23 protein-coding genes and 4 tRNA genes are annotated in these 24,779 nt (G+C 48.9%); 21 read left to right on the forward strand and 6 right to left on the reverse strand.

Annotation, left to right across the window (positions count from 1 at the left end; genetic code table 11):
• Window positions 1–47: 47 nt before the first annotated feature.
• Both OXG75_07875 and OXG75_07880 read right to left on the reverse strand, forming a co-directional pair.
• Window positions 48–1,337 (reverse strand): malate dehydrogenase, encoded by a 1,290-nt coding sequence (locus tag OXG75_07875; protein MCY3625889.1) that lies wholly within the window; start codon window positions 1,335–1,337, stop codon window positions 48–50.
• An 84-nt stretch (window positions 1,338–1,421) separates the two neighbouring features.
• Complete coding sequence (locus OXG75_07880) at window positions 1,422–1,634, reverse strand: zinc ribbon domain-containing protein (GenBank protein ID MCY3625890.1); 213 nt, start codon at window positions 1,632–1,634, stop codon at window positions 1,422–1,424.
• A 291-nt stretch (window positions 1,635–1,925) separates the two neighbouring features.
• Between OXG75_07880 and OXG75_07885 the strand changes: the two genes are divergently transcribed.
• Both OXG75_07885 and OXG75_07890 read left to right on the forward strand, forming a co-directional pair.
• On the forward strand, window positions 1,926–2,756 hold the full coding sequence (locus OXG75_07885) for an SAM-dependent methyltransferase (protein MCY3625891.1): 831 nt from the start codon (window positions 1,926–1,928) through the stop codon (window positions 2,754–2,756).
• A 220-nt stretch (window positions 2,757–2,976) separates the two neighbouring features.
• Window positions 2,977–3,246 carry a type II toxin-antitoxin system PrlF family antitoxin gene (locus tag OXG75_07890; protein ID MCY3625892.1) on the forward strand — a complete coding sequence of 90 codons (270 nt, stop codon included), beginning with the start codon at window positions 2,977–2,979 and terminating at the stop codon, window positions 3,244–3,246.
• Between the two features lie 110 nt (window positions 3,247–3,356).
• Here the strand turns inward: OXG75_07890 and OXG75_07895 are convergent, their stop codons facing one another.
• From OXG75_07895 to OXG75_07910, 4 genes are all read right to left on the reverse strand, one after another.
• Window positions 3,357–4,112: a cytochrome c biogenesis protein CcdA gene (locus OXG75_07895; GenBank protein ID MCY3625893.1), complete on the reverse strand. Its 756-nt coding sequence runs from the start codon at window positions 4,110–4,112 to the stop codon at window positions 3,357–3,359.
• Window positions 4,109–4,822, reverse strand: coding sequence for a TIGR04282 family arsenosugar biosynthesis glycosyltransferase (locus OXG75_07900; protein MCY3625894.1), 714 nt, complete (start codon window positions 4,820–4,822; stop codon window positions 4,109–4,111). The genes OXG75_07895 and OXG75_07900 overlap by 4 nt, the downstream gene beginning before the upstream one ends.
• A gap of 17 nt (window positions 4,823–4,839) precedes the next feature.
• Window positions 4,840–5,841, reverse strand: coding sequence for an arsenosugar biosynthesis radical SAM protein ArsS (arsS, locus tag OXG75_07905; protein MCY3625895.1), 1,002 nt, complete (start codon window positions 5,839–5,841; stop codon window positions 4,840–4,842).
• 63 nt (window positions 5,842–5,904) lie between these two features.
• The gene (locus OXG75_07910) at window positions 5,905–6,240 is read right to left on the reverse strand and encodes an arsenosugar biosynthesis-associated peroxidase-like protein (protein ID MCY3625896.1); all 336 of its coding nucleotides are present in this window, start codon (window positions 6,238–6,240) and stop codon (window positions 5,905–5,907) included.
• 95 nt (window positions 6,241–6,335) lie between these two features.
• Here OXG75_07910 and OXG75_07915 point away from each other — a divergent pair, with 95 nt between their 5' ends.
• From OXG75_07915 to OXG75_08005, 19 genes are all read left to right on the forward strand, one after another.
• Entirely contained in the window at window positions 6,336–7,007 is a 672-nt protein-coding gene (locus OXG75_07915; GenBank protein MCY3625897.1) for an HAD family phosphatase, read from the forward strand.
• A 155-nt stretch (window positions 7,008–7,162) separates the two neighbouring features.
• Window positions 7,163–9,367 carry a catalase/peroxidase HPI gene (gene katG / locus OXG75_07920; GenBank protein MCY3625898.1) on the forward strand — a complete coding sequence of 735 codons (2,205 nt, stop codon included), beginning with the start codon at window positions 7,163–7,165 and terminating at the stop codon, window positions 9,365–9,367.
• Window positions 9,368–9,468: 101 nt separating this feature from the next.
• Window positions 9,469–10,110: a guanylate kinase gene (gmk, locus tag OXG75_07925; protein ID MCY3625899.1), complete on the forward strand. Its 642-nt coding sequence runs from the start codon at window positions 9,469–9,471 to the stop codon at window positions 10,108–10,110.
• A gap of 15 nt (window positions 10,111–10,125) precedes the next feature.
• Window positions 10,126–12,306 (forward strand): bifunctional (p)ppGpp synthetase/guanosine-3',5'-bis(diphosphate) 3'-pyrophosphohydrolase, encoded by a 2,181-nt coding sequence (locus OXG75_07930; protein ID MCY3625900.1) that lies wholly within the window; start codon window positions 10,126–10,128, stop codon window positions 12,304–12,306.
• Between the two features lie 33 nt (window positions 12,307–12,339).
• A complete protein-coding gene (gene lepB, locus OXG75_07935; GenBank protein ID MCY3625901.1) occupies window positions 12,340–13,290 on the forward strand; it encodes a signal peptidase I in 951 nt (316 codons plus the stop codon).
• A gap of 126 nt (window positions 13,291–13,416) precedes the next feature.
• The gene (pyrR, locus tag OXG75_07940) at window positions 13,417–13,959 is read left to right on the forward strand and encodes a bifunctional pyr operon transcriptional regulator/uracil phosphoribosyltransferase PyrR (protein MCY3625902.1); all 543 of its coding nucleotides are present in this window, start codon (window positions 13,417–13,419) and stop codon (window positions 13,957–13,959) included.
• Entirely contained in the window at window positions 13,949–14,875 is a 927-nt protein-coding gene (locus tag OXG75_07945) for an aspartate carbamoyltransferase catalytic subunit (protein ID MCY3625903.1), read from the forward strand. The genes pyrR and OXG75_07945 overlap by 11 nt, the downstream gene beginning before the upstream one ends.
• The gene (locus OXG75_07950) at window positions 14,876–16,156 is read left to right on the forward strand and encodes a dihydroorotase (GenBank protein ID MCY3625904.1); all 1,281 of its coding nucleotides are present in this window, start codon (window positions 14,876–14,878) and stop codon (window positions 16,154–16,156) included.
• A gap of 87 nt (window positions 16,157–16,243) precedes the next feature.
• Window positions 16,244–17,302: a tetratricopeptide repeat-containing serine protease family protein gene (locus tag OXG75_07955; protein MCY3625905.1), complete on the forward strand. Its 1,059-nt coding sequence runs from the start codon at window positions 16,244–16,246 to the stop codon at window positions 17,300–17,302.
• A gap of 130 nt (window positions 17,303–17,432) precedes the next feature.
• Window positions 17,433–18,893 carry a lysine--tRNA ligase gene (gene lysS, locus OXG75_07960; protein ID MCY3625906.1) on the forward strand — a complete coding sequence of 487 codons (1,461 nt, stop codon included), beginning with the start codon at window positions 17,433–17,435 and terminating at the stop codon, window positions 18,891–18,893.
• 1 nt (window position 18,894) lies between these two features.
• Window positions 18,895–20,190: an FtsX-like permease family protein gene (locus OXG75_07965; protein ID MCY3625907.1), complete on the forward strand. Its 1,296-nt coding sequence runs from the start codon at window positions 18,895–18,897 to the stop codon at window positions 20,188–20,190.
• Window positions 20,183–20,866, forward strand: a complete 684-nt coding sequence (locus OXG75_07970) for an ABC transporter ATP-binding protein (GenBank protein MCY3625908.1) — start codon at window positions 20,183–20,185, stop codon at window positions 20,864–20,866. The genes OXG75_07965 and OXG75_07970 overlap by 8 nt, the downstream gene beginning before the upstream one ends.
• The gene (bamA, locus tag OXG75_07975) at window positions 20,856–23,180 is read left to right on the forward strand and encodes an outer membrane protein assembly factor BamA (protein MCY3625909.1); all 2,325 of its coding nucleotides are present in this window, start codon (window positions 20,856–20,858) and stop codon (window positions 23,178–23,180) included. Before OXG75_07970 ends, bamA begins: the two co-directional genes overlap by 11 nt.
• A 36-nt stretch (window positions 23,181–23,216) precedes the next feature.
• Window positions 23,217–23,726: an OmpH family outer membrane protein gene (locus OXG75_07980; protein ID MCY3625910.1), complete on the forward strand. Its 510-nt coding sequence runs from the start codon at window positions 23,217–23,219 to the stop codon at window positions 23,724–23,726.
• Complete coding sequence (fabZ, locus tag OXG75_07985) at window positions 23,726–24,166, forward strand: 3-hydroxyacyl-ACP dehydratase FabZ (protein ID MCY3625911.1); 441 nt, start codon at window positions 23,726–23,728, stop codon at window positions 24,164–24,166. The genes OXG75_07980 and fabZ overlap by 1 nt, the downstream gene beginning before the upstream one ends.
• Window positions 24,167–24,343: 177 nt before the next feature.
• Window positions 24,344–24,415, forward strand: a tRNA-Thr gene (locus OXG75_07990).
• A 20-nt stretch (window positions 24,416–24,435) separates the two neighbouring features.
• Window positions 24,436–24,518 (forward strand) — tRNA-Tyr (locus OXG75_07995).
• A gap of 10 nt (window positions 24,519–24,528) precedes the next feature.
• Window positions 24,529–24,602, forward strand: a tRNA-Gly gene (locus tag OXG75_08000).
• A 13-nt stretch (window positions 24,603–24,615) separates the two neighbouring features.
• Window positions 24,616–24,688: transfer RNA gene (locus tag OXG75_08005), tRNA-Thr, on the forward strand.
• Window positions 24,689–24,779: the final 91 nt, after the last annotated feature.

The following is a 24,779-nucleotide window of genomic DNA, read 5'->3' on the forward strand; positions in this document are numbered from 1 at the left end:
CAGTTAACCGGAGGATTGAGGCAATCTCACAAAATGCTGGTTTTTTCCTAGAGCAGATCTTTTATCTTCTCTTCCAGAGACTTCTTGTAAGCATCAAGATCGATCTGGATTCTGGAAACGCCGGTTTCCATCGCGGCCTGCGCGACCGCGGCTGACTCCCATACCAAAACCCTGGGATCAAATGGCTTCGGGACTATGTAGTCCGGACCGAACTCAAATTTCTGGTCTCCGTAGGCCCTGGCTACTTTATCCGGTACGGGTTCTTTTGCGAGTGCCGCGAGAGAATATGCTGCTGCAACCTTCATTTCGTCGTTTATTTTTGTTGCTCTTACGTCAAGCGCTCCTCTGAAAATAAAAGGAAATCCCAAAACATTATTCACCTGGTTTGCAAAGTCGGAACGTCCGGTGGCCGTTATTACGTCGCTTCTGGCTTCCTTCGCTTCTACGGGGAGTATCTCGGGATCGGGATTAGCCATGGCGAATATTATAGGATTTTTCGCCATGTTCTTGACGTCTTGCTGATTTATGGCTCCGCCATTTGAAAGTCCGACAAACACATCGGCCCCGACCAGCGCGTCCCCTATGGTCCTTTTGTCCGTATCGACAAGAAATCTTTCTTTCTGGGGATTAAGCCCAGCGTTTCTTCCCTCGTAAATTACGCCCCTGCTGTCGCACATTATTATGTTTTCCCTTTTTGCTCCGAGGGCTATGAAGAACTCTGCGCATGCGATTGCGGACGCTCCGGCGCCGTTAAAGGCCATTTTGAGCTCGCTCATCTTTTTCCCGGTAATCTCACAGGCGTTAAGAAGTCCAGCACCCGATATTATAGCGGTTCCGTGCTGATCGTCGTGAAAGACGGGTATGTCCATCTCTTCTTTCAGCTTATCTTCTATGTAGAAGCATTCGGGGGCTTTTATATCCTCAAGGTTAATACCGCCGAAAGTGGGCTCAAGGTATTTTACGGTCTTTATGAATTCGTCGGGGTCATCGGTATCTATTTCAATGTCGTAGGCATCAACATCCGCGAACTTCTTGAAAAGCACCCCTTTTCCTTCCATTACGGGTTTTCCCGCCAGGGCGCCCAGGTTTCCGAGTCCCAGTATCGCAGTGCCGTTTGAAGCTACCGCGACCAGATTTCCCCTGTTGGTGTATTCATAAGAGAGATCTTTGTCCTTGTCTATTTCCCTGCAGGGTTCGGCGACTCCTGGAGAGTACGCGAGGGAAAGCTCCCATGCCGTGTCACAGGGCTTTGTTGGTACGACTTCAAGTTTTCCTTTTCTGCCGCTTCTATGATATTCAAGAGCGGCTTCCTTCATATTCTTATCGCCTTCGCACATTTCTTGACCGATCCTCCGTCGGGTGTTTTAAAATGAAGAGTTAATTATATACAGAGATAAGTTTTGTGCAATTATGTTTCCAAATCAGCAGCAAGAGCAGGACGGTTGCAAACAGTATCCTGAATCCCCGCTCTCGGAAACCTCGGAACTCCCGTTGCTGGTTACTCCGAAAGTCGAGAACTGTTTTCCGATATTCTCCGAGTCGCAACTCACGCACTTTATGATTTCACCAGAATCAAGTACCAGGACTTCAAATTCATCTCCGCAGTCGTAACATTCGTACTCATATAAAGGCATTCGTACCTCCAGTTAACCGTAAAGAATATGAGACTTCCTGATTTTCATCAAACATAAACTTATATGACAATTTTATTTTTGAAAAATTTTTCTGAAGTTTCTGCATACAGTTTTTTCTGTTATCAGCTTGCAATCGCTCACAGTTTTCTACAAGCAGCTTTTCCAGCAAAGTTCACAAAAATTTTTTTACTTGCCAACGCTGTAATAGGGCATATTTTAATAGCGGGAACTCCGCGTCCCTCATGCCGTTTCCGCTGAGTGCGCATCTGCGTAATTTTATATGGATCTGCCATGTCAGACATAAATGAAGTTGGAACAACCGCATTTGCCGTAGCCTGCTACAGGGAAATGGAACAAAACCGTGAACACCGCGTGTTCAACGACCCGTACGCCCACTGGTTTGTCACGGACGAGATAAGAGAGAAGGTTGACAGGGTAACGAAGATTCTTCCGGAATCGGTTGAAATTCTCCGTTACCGCTTCTGCATACTGGATGAGATCACGAGACGGGAGATTCAAGCCGGCATGAAACAGATTGTCATACTCGGCTGCGGGTTTGACATGCGCTCCCTGGTCTTTGAGACCGAGGGAGTGCGTTTCTGCGATGTTGACCAGCCGTCCCTTCTGGAATTCAAGCGCAAGGTGCTTGAAAGCCGCGGCGTTAAGCCATGCGCAAGCATACCATGCAACTATCTTGAAGCTGACCTGCCGGAAGAACTCATCAAGGCGGGCTTTGACATCAACTCCCCGATATTTTTTCTCTGGGAAGGAAACAGCATGTATCTTCCCCTTGAACTGATCCACAGTTTCTTTGACAGCCTGTGCGCCAGAATTCCTTCGTTCAAAATCGCTTTTGACTACTATCCGTTGAGTGTCATTAACAGGACCCACGAAAACCCTGATGTTGTCAGGGCGACTGACATGTTCCAGAAAACTTTCAACGTGACCTGGGTGACCGGGTTTGATGACCTAAGCGTCTTTGAAAAGCGCCACGGCATGAAGGTAGAGGAGTCAACGGAACTGCTTGAGGTCGGGAAACAGGTCGCTCCGGAAGCCGTAGATTCGGTCGCCCCCCTTGTCGGCGCGTACAGCTACGGAATCCTGAGCTACGGAGGCGCGTAATCCGAGATGTATACGATTCTGGGAGTTCACGTTGTTTTTCCTCTGACTGCGCAACGCGGGTCCGAAACATGCTGCGCCTCGGGTTCTTCCACCATTTTTTCGTCAATTGTATTGGAAAATGTAATGCTTCTAGAATAAAAGTACTACAAAACAGCTAAAGCACTTTCATTTCTGACTATAGCAAGGTTAAACTGCATACTGCAATGTAACGGGAGGCGATATGATGACAGAATCTTCCATAGCGAAAAAGGGACAGACGACTTTGCCGAAACCTGTTCGTGAATTTCTTGGTCTGCGGGCCGGAGACAAGATCCGTTATTTCATTGCTGACGGTGGAGTGCGTATTATGCCCGTGCGGAGCGTTAAACGACTGTGCGGAGCACTGCAATACGATGGTCCTGCGGTTACCCTTGAGGAGATGGAGCAGGCTATCGCGGATGGAGCGTGTGAGGGAAATGGCGCGGATGCTCCTGGAATCGCTCACGACTGAGAGCCCCGGTTATATTTCGGAAATTGTCACGGCTTGAGGGTGTTTCCCTGTTAGACGACTGTGTAGCCTGAGCGGCCCCACAGAGTTTTCTCAGGAGAATTTATCGTCGGCTAAAACCTTTTCCAGAAATCTATCCCCACCGCGTCAAGTATTTTCTGACCATAGATATTTAAGTAGTGAATCTCGTTTGAAAACATCATTATTCCTATGATTACAAGTCCCGAGCCTATTGCGTACTTATAATACGGGTAATACCTTCTGACGCCGCTAAAAGATATCATGGCGCTGTTAAACGCAAGACCGACCAGCATGAACGGTATGCCGATCCCGAGTGAATAAACCGCGAGCAGCCCAACCGCGTTTAGCGTTCCTTCCACTGTGCTTGCGTAGAGGAGTATGGATCCGAGAATAGGTCCTACGCAAGGCGTCCAGCCAAAACCGAACGCCAAACCGAGAATATAAGTTCCGAGAAGATTTCCCCTTTCCCGCGGAAGGGAGATTTTATGTTCTCTCTCAAGAAATGGGACCTTTACGATCTCCATTACGAATATTCCGAAAAGGATTATGAATATTCCGGCTATTCTGAGCAAAAAAGTCTTGTTGCCGGAGATCATCCCCCCAAGCTGGGAAGAGAATGCGCCCAGGGAGATAAAGACAGTTGAGAATCCCAGGATGAAGACAAGACTTGGTACGATCACCCTTGAGAATTTGGGCAGGTTTCGAGTGTCTGAGAGATCTTCGTATGAAAGATGCGTTACTACCGATAGGTAACCCGGCATAAGCGGAAGAATGCAAGGAGAAAGAAACGCGATCACCCCGGCGAAAAAAGAAGCAACTATTCCCACATCCAGAATTTCGGGATTCATACCGGTTTTCTCTCCTCGTTTTTCTCAGTACGGTTTTTTTGGCCTTTCAAAAGAATTTGCTCCAGTCTGCGCGCGAGTTTCATATCCCTTGTCATTATATCCTTTATGCTTATATCTTTTTCCTCGTCAATATCCGAAAGTTCTCTCATGACGGCGTGGCGCAGACCGCTTCCCCTAATCCGTCTTTCGGTCTCCTTAAATACGCGGGAAGTGCTCCATTGGATATCCTGAAAAACCGCGTCCGTTTTCCTGCATAGCCCGAGGAGATAGTATCCCCCGTCGGTTGCCGGACCCAGGACCGCCTCAAATTTCTCTCCCGAAAGCAACGAGAACGCTCTTTGCAGGTCTTCTTCGGTCATCATCACGCAGTCTGTGCCTATGATGACGACATTTCTGAATCCCAGTGAAAAACATTTTTCAAACGCACGGGACATTCTCTGTCCGAGAGAACCTGTCCCCTGCGCGAAAAAAAAACCTTCTTTGTCTCCCAGCCACTCAAAAACCTCTTTTTTTCTTTCTCTTGGAGTATAGAAGAAGAAAGCCGTCCAGTTCTTTGAACCCGAGAAGGAGTCGGCGACGAAACTTGCCGTTTCACGATAGAGTTCCATGGCCCTCTGCTTCCCTATGTCTTTTCCCAGGCGCGTCTTTACTTTTTCTGTTTCCGGATACTTAAGAAAAACGATCAGGGCGTTATCGTTTTTTTGCGACATTCCGCAAAGCCTCGGAATCAGGATGCCGTCTGGCCGCCGCAGCTGCTTCCGGCCCCCGCGGTGCATCCGAAACAGTGAACGCCGAACCTTATCTTTCTGTTGATCACCTGGCGAAGGTCGAAGTTGAATATGGTCAGCTCCCCGTTCCCGTTTCGGCACTGCATCTCAAGCATCTGGTTAAAGTCGCAGTCGTAGATTTTTCCGTCGTGGCTTACGCTGATCAGGTTCCGGCACATTATGCCGTTTACGGTTTCGGGATTGAAAGCGTTTACAAGCTTTTCGATGTATTCCTCGTAGGCGTTCTGTTTTCTCAGTTCCTTCTCAAACCTGTTAATCGGCATATTGGTCAGTGTGTATAGGTTATCGAACCGTATCCCGTAGTTCTTTTTGAGTTTTGCCTTAAAGTCTGCTTCAAGGCTCACCTGGTCCGGGGGAAGAAAAGTCCCGACGGGGTTATATACCAGATTAAGTTTCAGTTCTCCGCCCCCGTAGCCTTCGCTGTTAAGCATTCTTAGGGATTCTATGCTTTTTTCAAAAACCCCTTTCCCCCTCTGCTTGTCCGTGAAGTAGCTGCTGTAATATGGAAGCGAGGATATCACTTCAACGCGGTTTTCGGCGAAAAACCTTGGTATGTACGTTTTTTCCTCTCCCGTCCGGGGGTTCCCGTCGAGAGTAACCGTCAGGTTGTGTCTTACCATTACGTGTTTGCCAAGACTTCCGGCCTCCCTTACGAAGTAGTCAAAATGGGAGTTTAACTCTGGAGCTCCTCCAGTCAGGTCAAGGTTTTTGATGCAGTCGTTTTCACTAAGTATTTCAAGACATCTTTCTACGCCCTCAATGCTCATCTGCTCACTTCTCCAGGGCGAGGCATCCACGTGACAGTGAGTGCAGGCCTGGTTGCAAAGTTTTGTTATGTTCACCTGCAGGGTTTCAACCGTAATAGGGTTGATATCGAGACCTTGGTCGATCAGTTTGCGGGAAAAATTATGATTCTCTGTCTTCGTTTTTTCTTGGATCATGACGTATCCTTCGAGAGCTTCCGTTAACTTGTTCCGTGGCAGGTTTTCTTCCTGTTTTTGTTTCTAGAGGGCACGGTTTTTTTTCAGCGTGTTATGCATCTGGATTGCATGGATGAGCTTTATGCCCGCCGACATTGATGCGGCGACATGTACGGCTTCAGTCATCTGCTCCGGGTCCGCTCCAGTCTCAAGGCACTGCGTAGTGTATGCGTCTATGCAGTAGGGACATTTTTCGGTATGAGCCACGGCCAGGGCTATGAGCGCTTTTTCCCTTTTCGTAAGTGCCCCTTCCTCGGCGGTTGCGGAGTTGTAGTACTCGAAAAACTTGTCCATGAGGTCTTCACTGAACTCTCCGATCTCGGGAAATCTCTTGAGATCCTCGGGGTTGTAGTAATCCATTTTTCTTTTTCTCCCGTCTGTGTGTTATTCGCAGACTCTTTGTATAGGCTTCTCCCGGCAGTAAAATACCATATCTCACAAATCGGGGAAACGGAATGATAAAGGCGGTCATATTCGATTTTGACGGCGTGATAGTCGACAGCGAGCCTCTGCACCTCAGAGCTTTTCAGAGAATTGTAGAAACTCTGGGACTAAAGCTCTCGCCCACCGACTATTACTTACGGTACCTTGCCTGCGACGACAAGAGCTTTTTCAAGAGGTTCCTTGAGGATAACGGACAACAGTACACGGAACGGGAGATTGCACGGCTTGTCAAAGAAAAAGGCATCTGTTTTGAAGAAATGATAGGGGAGGACATAAGAATTTTTCCGGGGATCGTTGAGTTTCTTGAGACCATTCGGGGCAGATTTCATGTGGCGATAGGTTCCGGCGCGTTAACCGGAGAGATTAACCTCATACTGAGGCACAAAGGGCTTTCCGAGTTCTTCGGCTTTGTAATAGGGGCTGATGATACGGAAAACCCGAAACCATCCCCCGAGGTCTACCTTAAATGCCTTGAGAGGTTCAGAAGAGATTACGACGGCACCATAACGGCCGCCCAGTGTGTTGTGTTTGAAGATTCCCCCCACGGTGTTTTGGCGGCCAAAAGGGCAGGGATGAGATGCGTCGGTATTTCTAACTCGTGTTCCGGTGACGAGCTTGGGCTTGCCGACCGGGTTACGGAAAGCTTTTCCGAGATCATTGACGATTTCCCCGAGATGTTCTAAACAGGAATCTGTTTTAATATCGATACACCAACTTGAGCCTGTATGACGGTAGTGGTATATTTTCTGCCCGAGTGCGTGGGGCACACCCGGTATTGAGTTCACTGCGTCTCCATGCGTTCATATACATCCCGACGTGTTAATTTTGGAGAGAAAATATGGATAAAAACCAAGACACCGTAAAGTGCCCGGTAACCCACGGCACAACCCGTTCAAAGTTGACCGGCAGCATAGCTAACCAGAACTGGTGGCCGAATCAGCTCAATCTGAAGATCCTTCACCAGAACTCTTCTCTTGTGGACCCTATGGGCGAGAAGTTTGATTACGCGGCCGAGTTCCAGACCCTTGATCTTGAAGCGGTGAGACAGGATCTCTACGCGCTTATGACGGACAGCCAGGATTGGTGGCCCGCGGATTACGGTCATTACGGGCCGCTTTTTATTCGTATGGCGTGGCACAGTGCGGGAACCTACCGAATCCACGACGGACGCGGTGGAGCACGATCCGGTACGCAACGGTTTGCGCCTCTTAACAGTTGGCCCGACAATGGGAATCTCGACAAGGCCCGCAGGCTTCTATGGCCGATAAAGAAGAAATACGGCCGCAAAATCTCCTGGGCGGACCTTATGATTCTCGCTGGCAACTGCGCTCTTGAGTCCATGGGGTTTGAGACGTTCGGTTTTGCCGGCGGGCGCGAGGACGTATGGGAACCGGAAGAGGACATCTACTGGGGCCCTGAGACCGAATGGCTGGGCGATGAACGTTACAGCGGCGATCGCGAGCTTGACAATCCTTTGGGCGCTGTGCAGATGGGACTTATCTACGTTAATCCCGAAGGACCCAACGCCAAGCCCGACCCGCTTGCCGCGGCGCACGATATCCGCGAAACCTTCGGGCGTATGGCTATGGACGATGAAGAAACTGTCGCCCTGATTGCAGGGGGACACACATTCGGCAAGTGTCATGGTGCTGGAGACGTGGCCTGCGTTGGTCCCGAGCCGGAGGCTGCCGGCATTGAGGAGCAGGGTCTCGGATGGAAGAGCAAGCATGCGAGCGGACGCGGCGCTGACGCCATAACAAGCGGTCTTGAGGGTGCATGGACGCCCAATCCGACGGCATGGGACAATGGATTTTTCGACATGCTTTTCGGTTACGAGTGGGAACTTACCAAAAGCCCTGCGGGCGCCTGGCAATGGATGCCAAAGAATGTGGCTGACAAGGATCTTGTCCCCGAATCAGACGGGTCCGGAAAACGGGTTCCGACAATAATGGCGACCACTGATCTATCGCTGCGTATGGATCCCGTGTATGAACCGATCTCACGCCGCTTTCACGAAAACCCGGATGAACTGGCCGAGGCGTTTGCAAAGGCGTGGTACAAGCTTACCCATCGCGACATGGGTCCTTACCCCTGCTGCCTCGGACCGCTGGTTCCGGACGAACCTCAGATCTGGCAGGATCCGGTGCCGGCTGTTGATCATGAACTTGTTGAGGCAGAGGACATCGCGCTTCTGAAAAAAGAGATACTTGACCAGGGATTTTCGATCCAGGAACTGGTTCGGGTGGCATGGGCTTCAGCTTCCACCTTCAGGGGCACCGACCGCAGGGGAGGCGCCAACGGCGCGCGTATCAGACTTTCTCCCCAGAAGGACTGGGATGCCAACGACCCAGAAGAGCTGGGCAAGGTGTTGTCTTTACTGCTGGCCGTCAGGGAGCGTTTTAACAATGCGCAGACAAACGGAAAATGCGTTTCGCTTGCGGATCTCATAGTGCTCGGCGGCTGTGCTGCAGTTGAAAAGGCGGCAGAGGCCGCGGGGTATCCGGTGAATCTTCCCTTTACGCCTGGCCGCACGGATGCCACTGAAGAGCAGACGGACGCGGCCGCCTTTGATGTGCTTGAACCGAAGGCGGACGGCTTCCGCAATTATATTGCAGCCGGTCAGCAGCACTCGCCAGCCGAACTTCTGATCGATAAGGCGCACCTGCTTACGCTTACCGCGCCAGAGATGACCGTGCTGCTAGGCGGCATGCGGGCACTCGGCGCAAACGCCGGAGGTTCGCAGCATGGACTGTTTACGGACAGGGTCGGGACGCTCAGCAATGATTTCTTTGTTAACCTGCTTGACATGTCGACTGAATGGGGACACTCCGCTGATTCTGAAGGGGTCTATGAAGGCCGTGACAGAGCGACTGGCGAGATCAGATGGACCGCTACCGAAGTTGATCTCGTATTCGGGTCCAACTCGCAGTTGCGGGCGCTTGGGGAAGTCCATGCGTGCGATGACTCGGAGGAAGCTTTTGTGCGGGATTTTGCTGCTGCCTGGACCAAGGTTATGAACCTTGATCGCTTTGATATCTCCTGATTCTGGATCAGCGAAGAATCACAAATTGCGGGGGAACAGGTGCCGTTTTAATATCGGGGTTTTTCCATTTATAATCTGATATCATGAGTGGGAAGTTGTTTGTGATATCCGGTCCGTCGGGAAGCGGAAAAACAACGATCGTCACCCGTGTTCTGTCAAACTTGGAGAACCTCCGTTTCTCTATTTCCTACACAACAAGATCAATGCGCGCGGGAGAAGTCCGCGGAGAGCACTACGAGTTTGTTTCCGGAGAAGAATTCCAGAGCATGATCAAGCAGGGTTTCTTTGCCGAGTGGGCTGAGGTGCACGGAAATTTCTACGGCACGCCGAAGGCTGAAATAGAAAAATGGATAAAAACGGGTGTTGACGTCATTCTGGATATAGATGTTCAGGGGGCAAAAAGGCTGAGGGGCGTGTTTGACGATACAGTCTTCATATTTATTGTCCCGCCGTCTCTAGAGGTTCTCGAGCAAAGACTAAGAGACAGAAAATCAGAGGAAGAGGGGGACATCTCCACTCGTCTCGGAATTGTCAAGGAGGAGGTGGCCTGCTCGAAGTGCTATGATTATATTATAATTAATGATGAGGCGGATATTGCGGCTAGGAGAATTGAGGCCGTCATTCTTTCGCAAAGACGAGGGGATAGCGAAGATTCCCGCCGGCGGATGCTCGCCGCTACTCGGGACTCGAAGACGGAAAATGTGTACGGCCCCGTTTTTCTTAGGAGATTCGGTCTTAAGTGAGGTGTTCGCACTGCTGTGATCAGGCTAAACGACATCATTGACAAGGTTGCTTCCTACTCGGATATCGAGAACGAAGATCTTGACTGCATAAAAAAAGCCTATGTGTATTCGGCCAAGGTTCACTCCGGTCAGAAAAGAGTTTCCGGGGAACCGTACCTGAGTCATCCCCTTGAGGTTTCTTCCATACTCGCGAACTTAAAACTTGACGTCCCCTCCATAGTTACCGGGCTTCTTCACGACACGATAGAGGACACTCTTGCGACCCGCGAGGAAATCGAACGGAATTTCGGAAGCGAGATAGCTTTTCTCGTCGACGCTACCACGAAAATAAGCCGTCTTCCCCATGTTTCCGATGTGGAAAAACAGGCCGAAAGCTTCCGCAAGCTGATACTCGCCACGGCTGAGGACATAAGGGTTGTGCTGATAAAACTCGCCGACAGGCTGCACAACATGAGAACGCTCCAGTATCTGCCTGAGGACAGACGGAAAAGGATTGCTGTTGAAACCATGGAAATTTACGCGCCGCTTGCTCACCGCCTCGGAATGAACTGGATATCGGTTGAGCTGGAGGACTTGGCGTTTAAGTTCTCCGAGCCTGGTGAATACGAGCGTATCAGCCAAACCGTGTCTGCAAAGAAAAAAGATTGGGAGAAGTACACGACTGAAATCGTCTCGCTCATAAACGCCAAGATGGAAGAATTTAAAATTCGCGGAGATGTCTCGTGGAGATTCAAGCATTTATACGGTATCTACAGCAAGATGAAGAAGGGCAATATAAGCCTGCGCAATATTTATGACATACTGGGTTTCCGGATCGTTACTGCGAGTGAAAATGAATGCTATCAGGTCCTGGGAGCGGTGCATTCCTTGTGGAAACCGATTCCGGGGAGAATAAAAGACTACATAGCCCTTCCGAAGGCCAACAACTACCAGTCCATTCATACTGCCGTGATAGGGCCCTTTGGAGAACAGATGGAAATCCAGATACGAACTGAGCGGATGCACCGAATTGCGGAATACGGTGTTGCCGCTCACTGGAGGTACAAGGAGGGAAATTCTATTGAGAACGGGAACGACAAGATCTACTCGAATCTCCGTCATCTCGTCGAGTTAAAAGACATAAAGGACTCGACGGAGTACATAGAAGCCATAAAAGGAGAGCTCATACTGGATGTCGTGTATGTCTACACTCCCAACGCGGACCTCCTTGAGTTTCCCGTGGGTGCAACTCCGGTTGACTTTGCATATTCAATTCACACCGACATAGGCAATCACTGCTCCCAGGCTTTTGTTAACCATAAACTTGTTCCTCTTAACTACAAGCTTCAAACTGGAGACATGGTGGAAGTTGTGACTTCCAGGAACAGGGCTCCTAACAGGCAGTGGCTTGATTTTGTTGTTACCTCAAAGGCTAAAAACAGAATAAGGAGCTGGCTGAGGCAGGAGGAAAACCGCAATGCCGAGCAGATTGGAGAGGCAATAACTCACAGGAAACTTGCGGCTAAAGGATTTAACCTGCGCCACTTGCGAGAGAAGAAAAAGTTTGAGGAATCTCTGGCGAAGCTTCAATTCTCGGAAGTAAAGGATTTTTACAGGGCGGTCGGATTCGGCAATGCCGCGGTAAACGATCTTCTCAAGGCGATGCATCCCAGGAAATTCGCCGAAGGCACCGAGAAAAGCGAAAGAATAAAAAACATAGTGAACAGGATATCCAAGGACGAGTACAAAGACGCCGTGCTCGTCAGGAGATATGACAACATACTCATAAAGTTCGGCAAGTGCTGCAACCCGGTTCCCGGGGAGCAGATAATAGGCTTCATAACCAGAGGCAGAGGGATAACCGTGCATGTCTACAATTGCCCCAAGTTGCTTGAGGTGGACCCTGAAAGAAGAATAGAGGTTGCTTGGAACGACGAGTATTCGGGGCGGATACCAATTGGTCTTTCGATTAGGTGCGAGAACAGAAAAGGCATTCTCTCTGAACTGACAAGCACGGTTTCGGGACTCAATGTCGACATTGTCAGTGCCGATGTGAGCGAAGATGAAACCGGACAGGGAGATGCGAGGTTTGAGGTAGCGGTGGAGAACATCAAGCAACTTGAAAAACTCATTGAATCGCTTAAGAATCTTGGGGGAGTGATCTCGGTTGAGAGATTAACGGAAACCTCACACTACCAGCCGAATGACCTGAACTAAAACGGCATTCGCGTGCATTCGGACATTTTTGCCATGATCATAACCTGGATCAGAAAAAAGCTTGCCATAATAAGTTCAAGGAAGCTTGTGCGCACGGTAAGAGGCATCATCCGGAAAAAAGGGAGATTCATGGCTCCCAGGGAAGCCGATCACGCCGAAGCAAGGATACTTGCCTGTGAAGAGGCAATAGAAAGGGGTTCCCTTCACGAGATAAGGGCGTCAAGGAAAGCCCTTCGGATTTTCTTTGAAGACAACCTCAGGTCCTACGGCAAATCCGCTCTGCGACAGAACGTAGAAGCTATAGTGATAGCGGTGGCTCTCGCTCTGGCGATAAGAGCCTTCGTGTTTCAGCCTTTCAAGATTCCTTCGGGTTCAATGCTTCCGACGCTTCTTGTGGGTGATCATATACTGATAAACAAGTTTGTCTACGGAACAAGAATTCCTTTTACCAACAAGATGTTTTTTCCTTTCTCCGAAATTGACCGTGGCGACATCATAGTCTTCAAACTCAGCGGGGATAATACGACAGATTTCCCCATGCCCGGTAAAGGGGCTTTCTACGTAAAAAGAGCCGTGGGCATTGCCGGGGATGAAATAGACATAAGCGGAAGGGACGTCCTTATAAACGGCAGAGCTGTGGAGCAGACCTACACCGGGAACTACGAGTATCCGGACCAGAAATTCTTTTCTGTTGCCGACAGGTACGAGCAGTCGCTCTCCGGGGGAAATTTCAGCGTTATATATAAAAAGGGGAACAGTTCCACGACGAGCGGAAAAATGAGCTTTCCCCTTGTTGTTCCCAAGGGCAGGATTTTCGTCATGGGCGATAACAGGGACAACAGTTACGACAGCAGGTTCTGGGGATTCGTGCCGGTGGAAAATGTTTACGGCAAGGCATTTATGATTCACTGGTCGTGGAATCTCTCTAACCCGGGTTTTGCGGATAAGGTAAGGTGGAATAGAATTTTTTCGGGAATAGAATGATCTTGCCGATTGTTTTCTGGAAAAACGGTGTTGAGGCATTTTCAGCGGTCACCGTTACGGGCAATTCCCTCTGCGCGAAAAACCTGTTTTCAATAACCGCTCTACGGTGTATCCTCTTTGCGGATTATGGAGACTAAGAAAAAAATACAACCGATTGAGGACAGGGCCGAAATTTTTTTCTCCGGGATCATAGACGACATACCGCCCGAGAGACTAAGCAGCCTTATTGTCATAGGGATAAAGACAAGAGGGGAATATCTGGGCAAGAGGCTCGTTGAGCGTATAAGCGAGCGGACTGGAAAGGATGTTACCTTTGGAACGATCGATATTACTCTCTACAGGGATGATTTCGAGAATAGAAAAAACTGGCCGCGACTGCGCAAAACCAGTATCCCCAACGATGTACAGGGGAAAAACATAATACTTGTTGACGATGTCCTCTACACTGGCCGTACTGTGCGGGCCGCAATAAATTCAATCATGGATTATGGAAGGCCGGCCTCGGTCAAGCTGGCGGTGCTCGTGGACAGGGGAGGAAGGGAACTCCCCGTGCAGCCCGACTATGCGGGAATCAGCATCGAAACCTTAGACGACGAGATGGTCAACGTTTACCTGGAAGAAGTGGACGGCAGGGAGGAAATCGAGATAATCAGAAAAAATGGCGTTTAACAAAAAGCACATACTGGGTCTTGGAGAACTCTCGGCCGAGGAAATTAAGATTATTCTCGACACCGCGGAGTCCATGAAGGAGATTTCCACCAGGGACGTAAAGAAGGTTCCGACTCTTAAGGGAAGAACCGTAGTGAATCTCTTTTTCGAACCCAGTACCAGGACCCGATCGTCATTTGAAATCGCTGAGAAAAGACTCAGTGCTGATGTTCTCAATTTTTCCGCTTCGCAAAGCAGCGTTGTAAAAGGGGAGAGCCTTTTGGACACTGCCAGAAATTTCGAGGCCATGGGCGCGAGCATAATGGTTATAAGGCATGGAATGTCCGGTGCGCCCTTTGTCCTGGCCCGCGAGATAAACGCCTCGGTAATAAACGCCGGAGACGGCTCCCACGAGCATCCAAGCCAGGCTCTTATTGATATTTTCACCATAAGGGAGAAAAAAGGAAGAATCGAAGACCTTGATGTGCTTATCGTTGGGGATATTCTCAACAGCAGGGTGGCCAGATCCAATATATTCGGCCTCCGCAAACTCGGAGCGAGAGTGAGGATAGTCGGGCCGGCAACTATAGTTCCCGAATATTTCAGAGATATGGGGGTGGAGATCTTTTATTCGCTTGAACATGCTCTTGAGAATGTGGATGTGGTGATAATGCTGAGGGTTCAGAGCGAGCGGAAGACCCTTGAGTATTTCCCCTCGCTTCGGGAATACTCGGGGCTTTACGGACTTACGAGGGAGAAACTCAGCCTCGCGAAAAAAGACGTGATAGTGATGCATCCGGGTCCGATTAATCGGGGGGTTGAGCTTACTTCGGAGATAGCTGATGACCCGGGGGCCGTTATACTTGAGCAGGTGGCAAACGGAATTGCCGTGAGAATGGCCATGATATATCTTGTTGCCTTGGGAGAGAGCTTATAGATGGGAGTGCTCATTAAAAACGGCCGCGTTATTGACCCTTCACAGTCTCTCGACATGGTCTCGGACATATATGTCCAGGGAGACAGAGTGAGGGAAATATCGGAGCGTATAGACACCCCGCGCAAGTCAGACACAGTAATAGACGCCAGCGGGCAGATCGTGGCCCCCGGATTCGTGGATATTCACGTACATCTAAGAGAACCGGGCTACGAACATAAGGAGACGATAAAGACGGGTTGTCTTGCCGCCGCCGCGGGTGGCTTTACCTCCATAGTGTGTATGCCCAACACAAATCCCATAAACGACAATGCCTCGGTGACAGAGTACATACTCTTGAAAGCCAGAACTGAAGGCATAGTCAATGTGTTTCCCATAGGAGCGATAACCAAGGGGGAGAAAGGAAAGGAACTTGCCGACATAGGCGAGATGTGCGAAGCCGGGTGCGTGGGCATTTCCGATGACGGGATGCCGGTTGCGGACTCGGGACTTATGCGAAAGGCCATGGAGTATGTAAAACCCTTTGGGATTCCGGTTATCACGCATGCCGAAGACACCGGGCTTTCCGCGGGTGGCGTTATGAACGAGGGTTTCGTTTCAACCGAACTTGGCCTTCGGGGAATTCCCGCCGCTTCTGAGGAGGTTGGGGTAGTCAGGGACATAATTCTCTGCGAACTCACTGGCACTCCTCTTCACATCTGCCATGTTTCTACCAAGGGTTCGGTAAGGCTTGTGCGGGAAGCGAAAAAAAGAGGCGCGAAGGTTACGGCGGAGGCGACTCCTCACCATTTCACTCTTACGGACAAGTTGGTATATGGTTACAACACCGATGCCAAGATGAATCCGCCGCTCAGGACCCAGGAAGACGTGGATGCTATACTGGAAGGCATTGCCGATGGAACAATTGAGGTGATAGCCACGGATCATGCCCCTCACAGTCAGGATGAGAAAAACGTCGAATTTGACTTGGCACCTTTCGGCATAGTTGGTCTTGAGACTGCTCTTTCACTTTCGCTTGAGCTGGTGGAAAAAGGAATTATCAGCCTTGATGATATGATAAGGAAACTTACGGTTGCTCCCTCCGAGATAGTGGGCATAGAAAGAGGGACGCTCACTCCCGGTTCAATTGCCGATCTTGTGGTGTTCGATCCTGGTAAGAGCCGTACGATAAACCCTGAGGAGTTTTCCTCAAAGAGCAGAAACACTCCGTTTTCCGGGTGGGAACTAAAAGGTGTGGTGAGCAGTACGATAGTTTCGGGAAAGGTTGTTTTCAGCTATGTTTGAGCTTCGGTGTTCTCTCAAGCTGTTGAAACATGAGTAGAGATATATCAGATATTGCAAAAGCTATTACCTTAAAGTGTAGTTTAGTCGATGATCAGAAGTCATACTCCTAGCTTAGAGAGTGGAAACCCTGTTGCTCAACCTTCGGTGGGCAGAATGTACTCCCTGTGTTTTGTTGTAATAATCGCGTCCTTATTTTGTCATAGGTATGTGTTTAGTGAGATTTTACCAGAAAAACTGCAACAAGCCGCTGAACAGGGTAGTGACGTTGCTCAATTAAAATTGGGGGCTATGTACTACTATGGTGAGGGTGTGCCGAAGGACTATTTGCTTTCCTATGCTTGGAGCAGTCTTGCGGCTGCGCAAGGCTGGAAATATGCAAAAGATATTCGAGATTCATTGGAAAGAATCATGACTCCAAATCAGATTGCGGAGGCGCAAAGAATCAGCAGAAAAATCGACGCACAAATTGCCAGTGGTGAAAAACCCGAGATGTTTTTTCATCTGAGTAGAGTCAAACAACAACCTGTTAGCAGTGGCAGCGGGTTCTTGGTTGGTACCAGAGGAGAAATACTGACGAATTATCACGTAATTGATAAATGTAATCGTCTGACCGTAAATCATCGCGGAACCGAGCACGGTGCGACTGTAAAAGCGGGAGACGAAACCAATGACTTGGCTTTACTTATTGCGCAGAGCGTGAAAGGCTTTGTGTCAACCTTGAGCGTTTCTCCTCAAACCAGACTCGGTGAGATAGTACAGGTAGCGGGCTATCCGCTTAGCGGTATTCTTTCAAATAATCTTAACATAACAAGTGGTAACGTGAGCGCACTTGCTGGCCTTGCTAACAATGTCACACATCTTCAGATAACAGCACCTGTCCAACCAGGAAACAGCGGAGGTCCGCTTTTGGATGAAACCGGGAATGTTGTCGGTATCGTAGTATCGCAGCTGAATGCGATTGAAACGGCCAGATATACAGGGTCACTTCCACAGAACGTCAATTTTGCTATCAAGGTTTCTGTGGTTCGTATGTTTCTCGAAAATCATGGTGTAACTTATCGTCGCGGAACATCGGGCAGTAAGATGTCCCCAGAAAAAATTGCGGACTTAGCTCGAGGTTTCACAGTAGCAGTACAGTGTTGGTAGCGAAGGGGCTAACAGACGGTTTCGCTGTTTCACAAAAGTACAAGACTTGATTTTCGGAATAAGAACTTGCATATGTCAAAGGTTGTCAAGGTGATAATTTCCTTTATTGTGTTTGCGATGTGTAGAAGAGATGGAAGACAAACAGTTTGAACTAAGAAAATCAAAGCTAGAAGAACTAAGGGCAATGGGCATTGACCCTTATGCAAACGGTTTTACACCGGAGCATACAGCCGGAGAACTGGTTTCTCTGCACGCTTCGAAGTCTCCTGAAGAACTTGAACAGATGGAAGGGATCTTCAGCTTGGCCGGAAGAATTGTTTCAAAGAGGGACTTTGGAAAAAGCGCTTTCTTTCATCTGTCGGACCGCACGGGAAGGATTCAGGGGTTTGTACAGAAAAATTCCATTGACGAGAAAACCTTTACGCTGTTTCGCAAGCTGCTTGACGTAGGGGATTTCGCCGGCGTCCGCGGAGAGCTTTTTAAAACCAGAACAGGGGAGGTTACATTAAGGGTCCGGGAACTTTTTCTCCTCACAAAGGCCCTCAGGCCGCTTCCTGAAAAATGGCATGGTCTCCAGGATGTGGAGACAAGATACCGCCAGCGTTATCTGGACCTGATTGCAAACGAGAAGACCAGAGAGATTTTCAAGACAAGGTCAAAGGTGATAAACCTCATCAGAAGGTTTCTTGACGAAAGAGATTTCCTTGAAGTGGAGACCCCGGTGCTACATCCCATTGCCGGAGGCGCGACCGCAAAACCTTTCGTTACCCACCACAACGCCCTCGACATGGACCTTTACCTGAGAATAGCGCCTGAGCTTTACCTGAAGCGACTTGTAGTCGGAGGACTTGAAAGGGTCTACGAACTCGGAAGAACGTTCAGAAATGAGGGAGTGTCCACCAAGCACAACCCGGAATTCACCATGATTGAGTTCTATCAGGCTTACGCGACTTACGAGGACCTTATGAATCTCATAGAGGAGCTTGTTTGCTGGGTGGTGGAAAATACGGCAGGAGACATGCAGGTTGAGTACGAAGATAAGAAGATAGACTGCAAGAGACCTTGGAAAAGAATTAACATTTATGAGGCCCTACGGGAGAAATTCGGTTCCGAAATAACTGAAGATGACCAGTTTCTTTTTGCAAAAGCGGATTCCATGGGAATAAACCATAACGGGATTAAAGGGAAAGCTCTCACGGAGATTTTCGAGGCGCTTTTCGAGGATACTCTTCTTAACCCGACTTTTGTTTACGGTTTCCCGCTTGATGTCTCCCCGCTTGCCAGAAAAAACGATGATGATCCTGAAGTGGTTGACAGATTCGAGCTTTACGTCTACGGAAGGGAGATAGCCAACGCTTTTTCTGAGCTTAACGACCCGATTGATCAGAAAAAACGGTTCACGGATCAGGTCGAGATGAAGAAAAAGGGCGAGGATGAATATCACGAAATGGATAATGATTACGTGTCGGCCCTTGAGTACGGAATGCCCCCGACGGCCGGAGCCGGTATAGGGATCGACCGTCTTGTGATGCTGCTTACCAATTCCTCTTCCATAAGAGAAGTTATTTTCTTCCCTCACCTCAGACCTTAGCATGAGTTACGAATCGTTAATCTCCCTTAGGTACCTGAAATCGGGAACTGGGCGTGGTTTCCTCTCTCTGATCGGTCTTATCTCCATTCTGGGTGTTTTTCTGGGAGTAGCCTCGCTTGACGTGGTGCTTTCGGTCATGAAGGGGTTTGAGGATGAACTCAGGGACAAGATAATAGGCGCGAGTTCCCACGTAGTCGTAATGAGCTACGAAGGAGAATTCGAGGATTTTGCGGAGGTGGAGAAGAAGCTTGAGGACTTTCCCGGTGTAACCTCGACAAGCCCCTTTATTTACAATCACGGCATGCTTGTCACTGAGTACGCTGTCTCAGGTTCCGTGATAAGGGGGATAGACCCGAACAATTCAGCCTCGGTCGCTGCCGTGGCTGAAGCGGTGGGGAAGGGCAGCTTGCCGGGGACGGGCAAGGACCGTGAGCTCCTCTTTGAAGAAGGCGCCCGGATTGTTTCGGGGCTTTTACATAAGACTGCTTCCGGGCACCCTCCGATCATAATAGGCAGGGAGCTTTCCAACCTGATTGGCGCGACAACCGGGGATACCGTCAATCTTGTCTCTCCTTACGGAAAGATCGGTCCTTTCGGCCCGACTGCCAAGATAAGAAAATTCGGTGTAATAGGAGTTTTTGATTACGGCATGATTGAATACGATTCGTCTACCGCCTACGTGTCGCTTGGGGATGCCATGAATTTCTTTGAAACCCGAAGCAAGATAACAGGCATAGAAGTCAGGGTGGATGACATATACCAGGCGCGCGAAACGGGGAATAAGATAGCTGAAACTCTCGGCTTTCCTTTCTACGCGAAGAACTGGGAGGACTCGAACAGAAGCCTTTTCAGGGCGCTTCGGCTTGAGAGAATGGCGATAGGAATATTCCTTGGGTTTATAGTTCTTGTTGCCGCCTTGAATATAGTCAGCACGCTTACGATGCTCGTTATGGAGAAAAAAAGGGACATAGCCGTGCTCATATCCATGGGAGCTCGCAAAAACGGCATCAGAAGGATATTTGTCTACGACGGAATGATAATAGGGACCGTCGGAACACTTCTCGGCACGCTCTTTGGATACCTGATCTGCCGCTTCCTTGAGACCAGCAATTTTATAAAGGAAGCGATTCCGTTTGATGACAACGTCTACCCTATTTCCGAATTCCCTGTTAGGATAGAGCCGGTTTATTTTCTCGTTGTAGCGGCATCAAGCCTGCTTATATGTTTTCTTGCGACTCTGTACCCGTCTTACAGGGCTTCGAGAGAAAACCCCGTGGAGTCATTGAGATATGAGTGAAATGCTGTACAAGGTCAGGGGGCTTGGAAAGGTTTTCAATAAATTGGGCAGCAGCGTGTGCGCTCTCGGCGGAGTGAATATGGATATTTCTGCCGGAGAAACCCTCGGAGTCGTGGGAGTGTCGGGTTCGGGGAAAAGCACCCTTCTTCACATACTTGGCACTCTTGAGCCCCCGACAGAAGGTTCGGTTTTCTACAGGGGGAAGGATCTTTTCAGCCAAGATGAAGAAGAGCTCTCGGTTTTCAGAAACTCGGAAATTGGATTTATTTTTCAATTTCATTACCTTCTTATGGAATTCACGGCGCTTGAAAACGTCATGATGCCGTGTCTTATAGCAAGACAGAGCCTTGCTGTGGCGAGACAAAAGGCTTGCGATGTGCTTGAGAAGGTGGGACTTTCCGAGCGTCTCAACCATCTTCCGGGAGAGCTTTCCGGGGGAGAGCAGCAGAGAGTGGCGATCGCCAGATCGATTGTCAGAGGGCCGAAGGTGATACTTGCCGACGAGCCCACGGGGAATCTTGACAAAAAAACGGGATTCTCGGTTCTTGATCTGTTCTGCAGGCTTAACGAGGATTACGGGGTTACGGTTGTAATGGTTACGCATAACGACGAATTTGCGAAGAGAATGAAAAAAACTGTTAAAATATCGGACGGGATGGTTGCCGATGCGAACTAAAAGTCTTGTATTTTTCTTGGCTGTCTTTCTTTTCATGGCGACGTTTCCAACCGCGGGTTCCATGGCGCAGAACCTCCCTGCCGAAGAAGAACTTGAAAAGCATCAGTCCTTCAAGGGCACAGTTGCCGAGGTGGTAATTTCAGGCAACCGCAGAACCGAAACCTCCCTTATAGATCTCAATATAGAGACCAAGCAGGGCGATGAATATTCCCCGCAGATCGTAAAAGAGGATCTGAAGAGAATATTCAAGCTTGATTTCTTCCAGCAGGTCCTTGTTGACGTTAAGCCAGTTGAAGATGGTCTCAGGGTTGAGTTTGTCGTTGAGGAGAACCCGGTACTCGCGGACCTTAAGCTTTCCGGAAACGACAAGCTAAAGGAAGATGACATAAAGGAAGCTGTGGCATTTAGAGAAGGACGCATCGTAAGCCTGAGGAAGATAACGGAAGGCAGGGAAATAATACTTGCCCTTGCTTCCGAGAAGGGTTTGGTTGGAACTGAGGTCGAATATGAGATCGAACCGAGGGGAGATGGAGTCGTTGATGTCGTTTACCGGATTGACGAGGGAGAAAGAAAGTACATAAAGGAAGTCGAGCTTATCGGAAACAGCGAAATCGAGACGAAGAAGATCAGAAAAAACATGTATTCAAAGCCCAAATATATTCTCTCTTTTATAACGAAGAGGGGGCTTTTCAAAATTGAAGAGATAAAGAGGGATTCCGACAGAATAAAAGCGGTTTACATTGATAACGGATATCTTGACGTAAAGGTTTCTGAACCTGGAATTCGCTACGATGAGGAAAAAGACGGCTATGTGGTGAGTTTCTCAATAGAAGAAGGGGTTCAGTACAGGGTATCCACGATAACTTTCTCCGGGGAACTGGCGGGAGATCAGGAAGAAATCCGCCCGAATCTCGAACTCTTGCCGGACTCTGTTTTCAGCAGTTTCGTTCTTCAGTCCGACATCGGGAAAATAACCGATTTCTACGGGGACAAGGGATATGCTTTTGCTAACGTAACACCTGATGTGCGGCTTGATAAGGGAAACAACCTAGTAAGCGTCGATTACTCGATTGAAAAAGGCAAGGAAGTATACGTAAGAAACATAAATATTCTGGACAACACCAGGACTAGAGATCATGTTGTAAGAAGGGAACTTTCACTTCAGGAACAAAGCCTGTACAGCGTTTCCAAACTGAGGGCCGCCCGCTACGAGGCCGCTCGCCTTGGTTATTTCGAGGAGAACATTGAAGTTCTAACCCATAGGGTTGAAGGAACGGATGATCTTCTGGATGTCGACGTGAAGGTTGAAGAACGTCCTACCGGATTTTTCAGCTTCGGCGGGGGGGTGAGTTCCGTTGAGAATTTTCTTTTCTCCGGACAGATACAGGAATCCAACCTTTTCGGATACGGCAAGACACTTTCTCTGGATGCCCAGGTCGGAGGCGTAACCAAGGCATTGAGTCTTAACTACCGGGATCCGTATTTCTTTGGTACCAACTGGCTCCTGGATATCAGTTTGTATGCTCATGACAGGGATTACAGGGATTTTGAGAGAGCGGCCAAGGGTATTTCTCTGGGGGTGGGAAGAAGGATAAAGAGAAATTTCCAAGTCCGGGTCTTCCAGGAATTCTCGCAACAGGACGTGCACAATGTCCGGGGAGATGCACTGTTCGTCCTGTCCGAAACGGAGAGAACTATAGTTTCGACCGGGGTAGGGCTATCTTGGGATACAAGAAACAATTATCTCGATCCCACGAAGGGTTTTCTTCTGAGTACGGCGGTTGAGTATGCCGGACTTTTTGCGGGCAACACCGATTTTATAAAGTACAATGCCACGGCCAAATCTTGGATTCCGTTCTGGAAAGGTACATATTTCGCCGCAAAGGCGAATTATGGGCTCCTGCATCTCATAGATGCCGGCGATGATCTCGTCGTGGAGGAGAGGTTCTTTCTAGGCGGTCCGAACACACTCAGAGGCTTCCGTTACAGAAGGGTGGGTCCCAGGAGGTCTACGGACACGGGGGGCTATGTAATAATTGGTGGCGTTCAGCAGGTTCTGGCATCACTTGACTTTGTTGTTCCGTTAAGCAAAACTGTCGGGCTTAAGGCCGTAGCTTTCTTTGATATAGGTAATGCTTTTGACCAAGATGAGTTCAGCCTTAATCCTTCGAATCTTAGAAAGGATGCCGGTTTTGGTATCAGGTGGATATCTCCCCTGGGACCAATGAAGCTTGATATCGGGTTCCCGATAGGCGAAAGGCTTCGAGATGAAGAAAAGTATGAAGTACAGTTTACCATTGGAAATTTGTTCTGATCAGGCAATTTATTTCTTAAGGAGGCATTAGGTTAAATGAGAAAATGTTTGTTGCTTGCCGCTGGGTTTTTCATGTTATTCACGTTTTCTGCTTATGCTCAGCAGAAAATAGCTTACATAGACATCAAGCAGGTTATCAGGGATTCAAAAGCCGGAAAGGCCGCCACTACTTCTTTCCAGAAAGAGGTTGAAGCCAAGAGGGCCGTAATAGAGCAGAAAAGGAAAGCTCTTGAAGACATGAGACAGGACGTCATACAAAACGGAGCGGTGATGAGCGAAAGTAAAAGAAGAAACCTTGCCGAGACCATAGAGAAAAAGCAGAAGGATTTGGATAGGACAAGAGAGGACATAAGGATTGAACTTCAGAGGAAGGATCTCGAGTTGACCCAGAATGTCCTTAAGGATATAGAAGCCATAGTTAACAAAATAGGCCAGCAGGAAAAATTCGACCTTATCGTCGAAAAAACCGAGGCGGGCATTCTCTACGGCAGCTCAGCTACAGATATAACCAACAAAGTCATATCGGTTTACGACGCTTCCAGATAATGAAGTTGGGTGTAGATGAAATAAAGGAGCTTATTCCTCACAGAGAGCCTTTTCTGTTCGTTGACTCTGTGCTGGAAATTGAAAAGGGCAGAAAGATTGCCGCCGAGAAGCTCTTTTCTCCCGAAGAATTCTTCTTCAGAGGACACTTCCCCGGCAACCCTATAGTTCCAGGAGTGATAGTTACCGAAGCGCTGGCCCAGGCCGGAGGAGTGCTCTTCAACTATTCTTTTAGGGATGAACTGAAAAAAGAAGGTTTCGAAAACGCCTATCTTATGAGCCTTGATCGTTGCCGGTTCAGAGCGCCGGTGGTTCCGGGTGACAAGGTGGTTCTCGAGGTGGAACTCGTTAGAAGAAGATCTAGAATAATATTCTTTTCCGCAAAAGCTTCCGTGGACGGGAAAAAAGTGGCGGAGGCGGAAATTTCCGCTTACCTGGTATGATTTCCGGTCGGGTTTTTCAGCCCGGGGATTCCCGTTACTTTTTAATTATCTTTTCACTTGTTGATTATTGACATTTCCGTTTATAGCAATATTATACATTGTTTACTGTAAAAAGGGTTGTTTTACCCAATTCCAAGTTGGTCAGGCAAGTGAATCCAGAATTCATAAAAATAAAAAGCTGGCGTAGCTCAGGGGTAGAGCAGCTGATTTGTAATCAGCCGGTCGGGGGTTCGAATCCCTTCGCCAGCTCTCTGTTCGATGAATATACCGGGGAGGTGGCTGAGTGGACAAAAGCAGCAGACTGTAAATCTGCCGGCGAAAGCCTACGTAGGTTCGAATCCTGCCCTCCCCAGAAATTTCGTGCGGGAGTAGCTCAGTTGGCTAGAGCATCAGCCTTCCAAGCTGAGGGTCGCGGGTTCGAGCCCCGTCTCCCGCTCGTTTTTAGGGACGCCCACGTAGCTCAGTCGGTAGAGCACGTCCTTGGTAAGGACGAGGTCGGCGGTTCAAGTCCGCTCGTGGGCTTGATGCTTAGAGGTTTGAAAAATATTAGAGAAAATCGGAGGTCAACGAGAGATGTCTAAGGCGAAGTTTGAGAGGGGGAAGCCGCATTTAA

This window comes from Candidatus Dadabacteria bacterium (genome assembly GCA_026705445.1).
In the GTDB taxonomy this organism is placed as follows: Bacteria; Desulfobacterota_D; UBA1144; order Nemesobacterales; family Nemesobacteraceae; genus Nemesobacter.

Bases quoted from the DNA above. Each gene is read 5' to 3' on its own strand.
- OXG75_07875 (MCY3625889.1), bottom strand. From the start codon at position 1,337: ATGTGCGAAGGCGATAAGAATATGAAGGAAGCCGCTCTTGAATATCAT.
- OXG75_07880 (MCY3625890.1), bottom strand. From the start codon at position 1,634: ATGCCTTTATATGAGTACGAATGTTACGACTGCGGAGATGAATTTGAA.
- OXG75_07885 (MCY3625891.1), top strand. From the start codon at position 1,926: ATGTCAGACATAAATGAAGTTGGAACAACCGCATTTGCCGTAGCCTGC.
- OXG75_07890 (MCY3625892.1), top strand. From the start codon at position 2,977: ATGATGACAGAATCTTCCATAGCGAAAAAGGGACAGACGACTTTGCCG.
- OXG75_07895 (MCY3625893.1), bottom strand. From the start codon at position 4,112: ATGAATCCCGAAATTCTGGATGTGGGAATAGTTGCTTCTTTTTTCGCC.
- OXG75_07900 (MCY3625894.1), bottom strand. From the start codon at position 4,822: ATGTCGCAAAAAAACGATAACGCCCTGATCGTTTTTCTTAAGTATCCG.
- arsS (MCY3625895.1), bottom strand. From the start codon at position 5,841: ATGATCCAAGAAAAAACGAAGACAGAGAATCATAATTTTTCCCGCAAA.
- OXG75_07910 (MCY3625896.1), bottom strand. From the start codon at position 6,240: ATGGATTACTACAACCCCGAGGATCTCAAGAGATTTCCCGAGATCGGA.
- OXG75_07915 (MCY3625897.1), top strand. From the start codon at position 6,336: ATGATAAAGGCGGTCATATTCGATTTTGACGGCGTGATAGTCGACAGC.
- katG (MCY3625898.1), top strand. From the start codon at position 7,163: ATGGATAAAAACCAAGACACCGTAAAGTGCCCGGTAACCCACGGCACA.
- lepB (MCY3625901.1), top strand. From the start codon at position 12,340: ATGATCATAACCTGGATCAGAAAAAAGCTTGCCATAATAAGTTCAAGG.
- pyrR (MCY3625902.1), top strand. From the start codon at position 13,417: ATGGAGACTAAGAAAAAAATACAACCGATTGAGGACAGGGCCGAAATT.
- OXG75_07945 (MCY3625903.1), top strand. From the start codon at position 13,949: ATGGCGTTTAACAAAAAGCACATACTGGGTCTTGGAGAACTCTCGGCC.
- OXG75_07950 (MCY3625904.1), top strand. From the start codon at position 14,876: ATGGGAGTGCTCATTAAAAACGGCCGCGTTATTGACCCTTCACAGTCT.
- OXG75_07955 (MCY3625905.1), top strand. From the start codon at position 16,244: ATGATCAGAAGTCATACTCCTAGCTTAGAGAGTGGAAACCCTGTTGCT.
- lysS (MCY3625906.1), top strand. From the start codon at position 17,433: ATGGAAGACAAACAGTTTGAACTAAGAAAATCAAAGCTAGAAGAACTA.
- OXG75_07965 (MCY3625907.1), top strand. From the start codon at position 18,895: ATGAGTTACGAATCGTTAATCTCCCTTAGGTACCTGAAATCGGGAACT.
- OXG75_07970 (MCY3625908.1), top strand. From the start codon at position 20,183: ATGAGTGAAATGCTGTACAAGGTCAGGGGGCTTGGAAAGGTTTTCAAT.
- bamA (MCY3625909.1), top strand. From the start codon at position 20,856: ATGCGAACTAAAAGTCTTGTATTTTTCTTGGCTGTCTTTCTTTTCATG.
- OXG75_07980 (MCY3625910.1), top strand. From the start codon at position 23,217: ATGAGAAAATGTTTGTTGCTTGCCGCTGGGTTTTTCATGTTATTCACG.
- fabZ (MCY3625911.1), top strand. From the start codon at position 23,726: ATGAAGTTGGGTGTAGATGAAATAAAGGAGCTTATTCCTCACAGAGAG.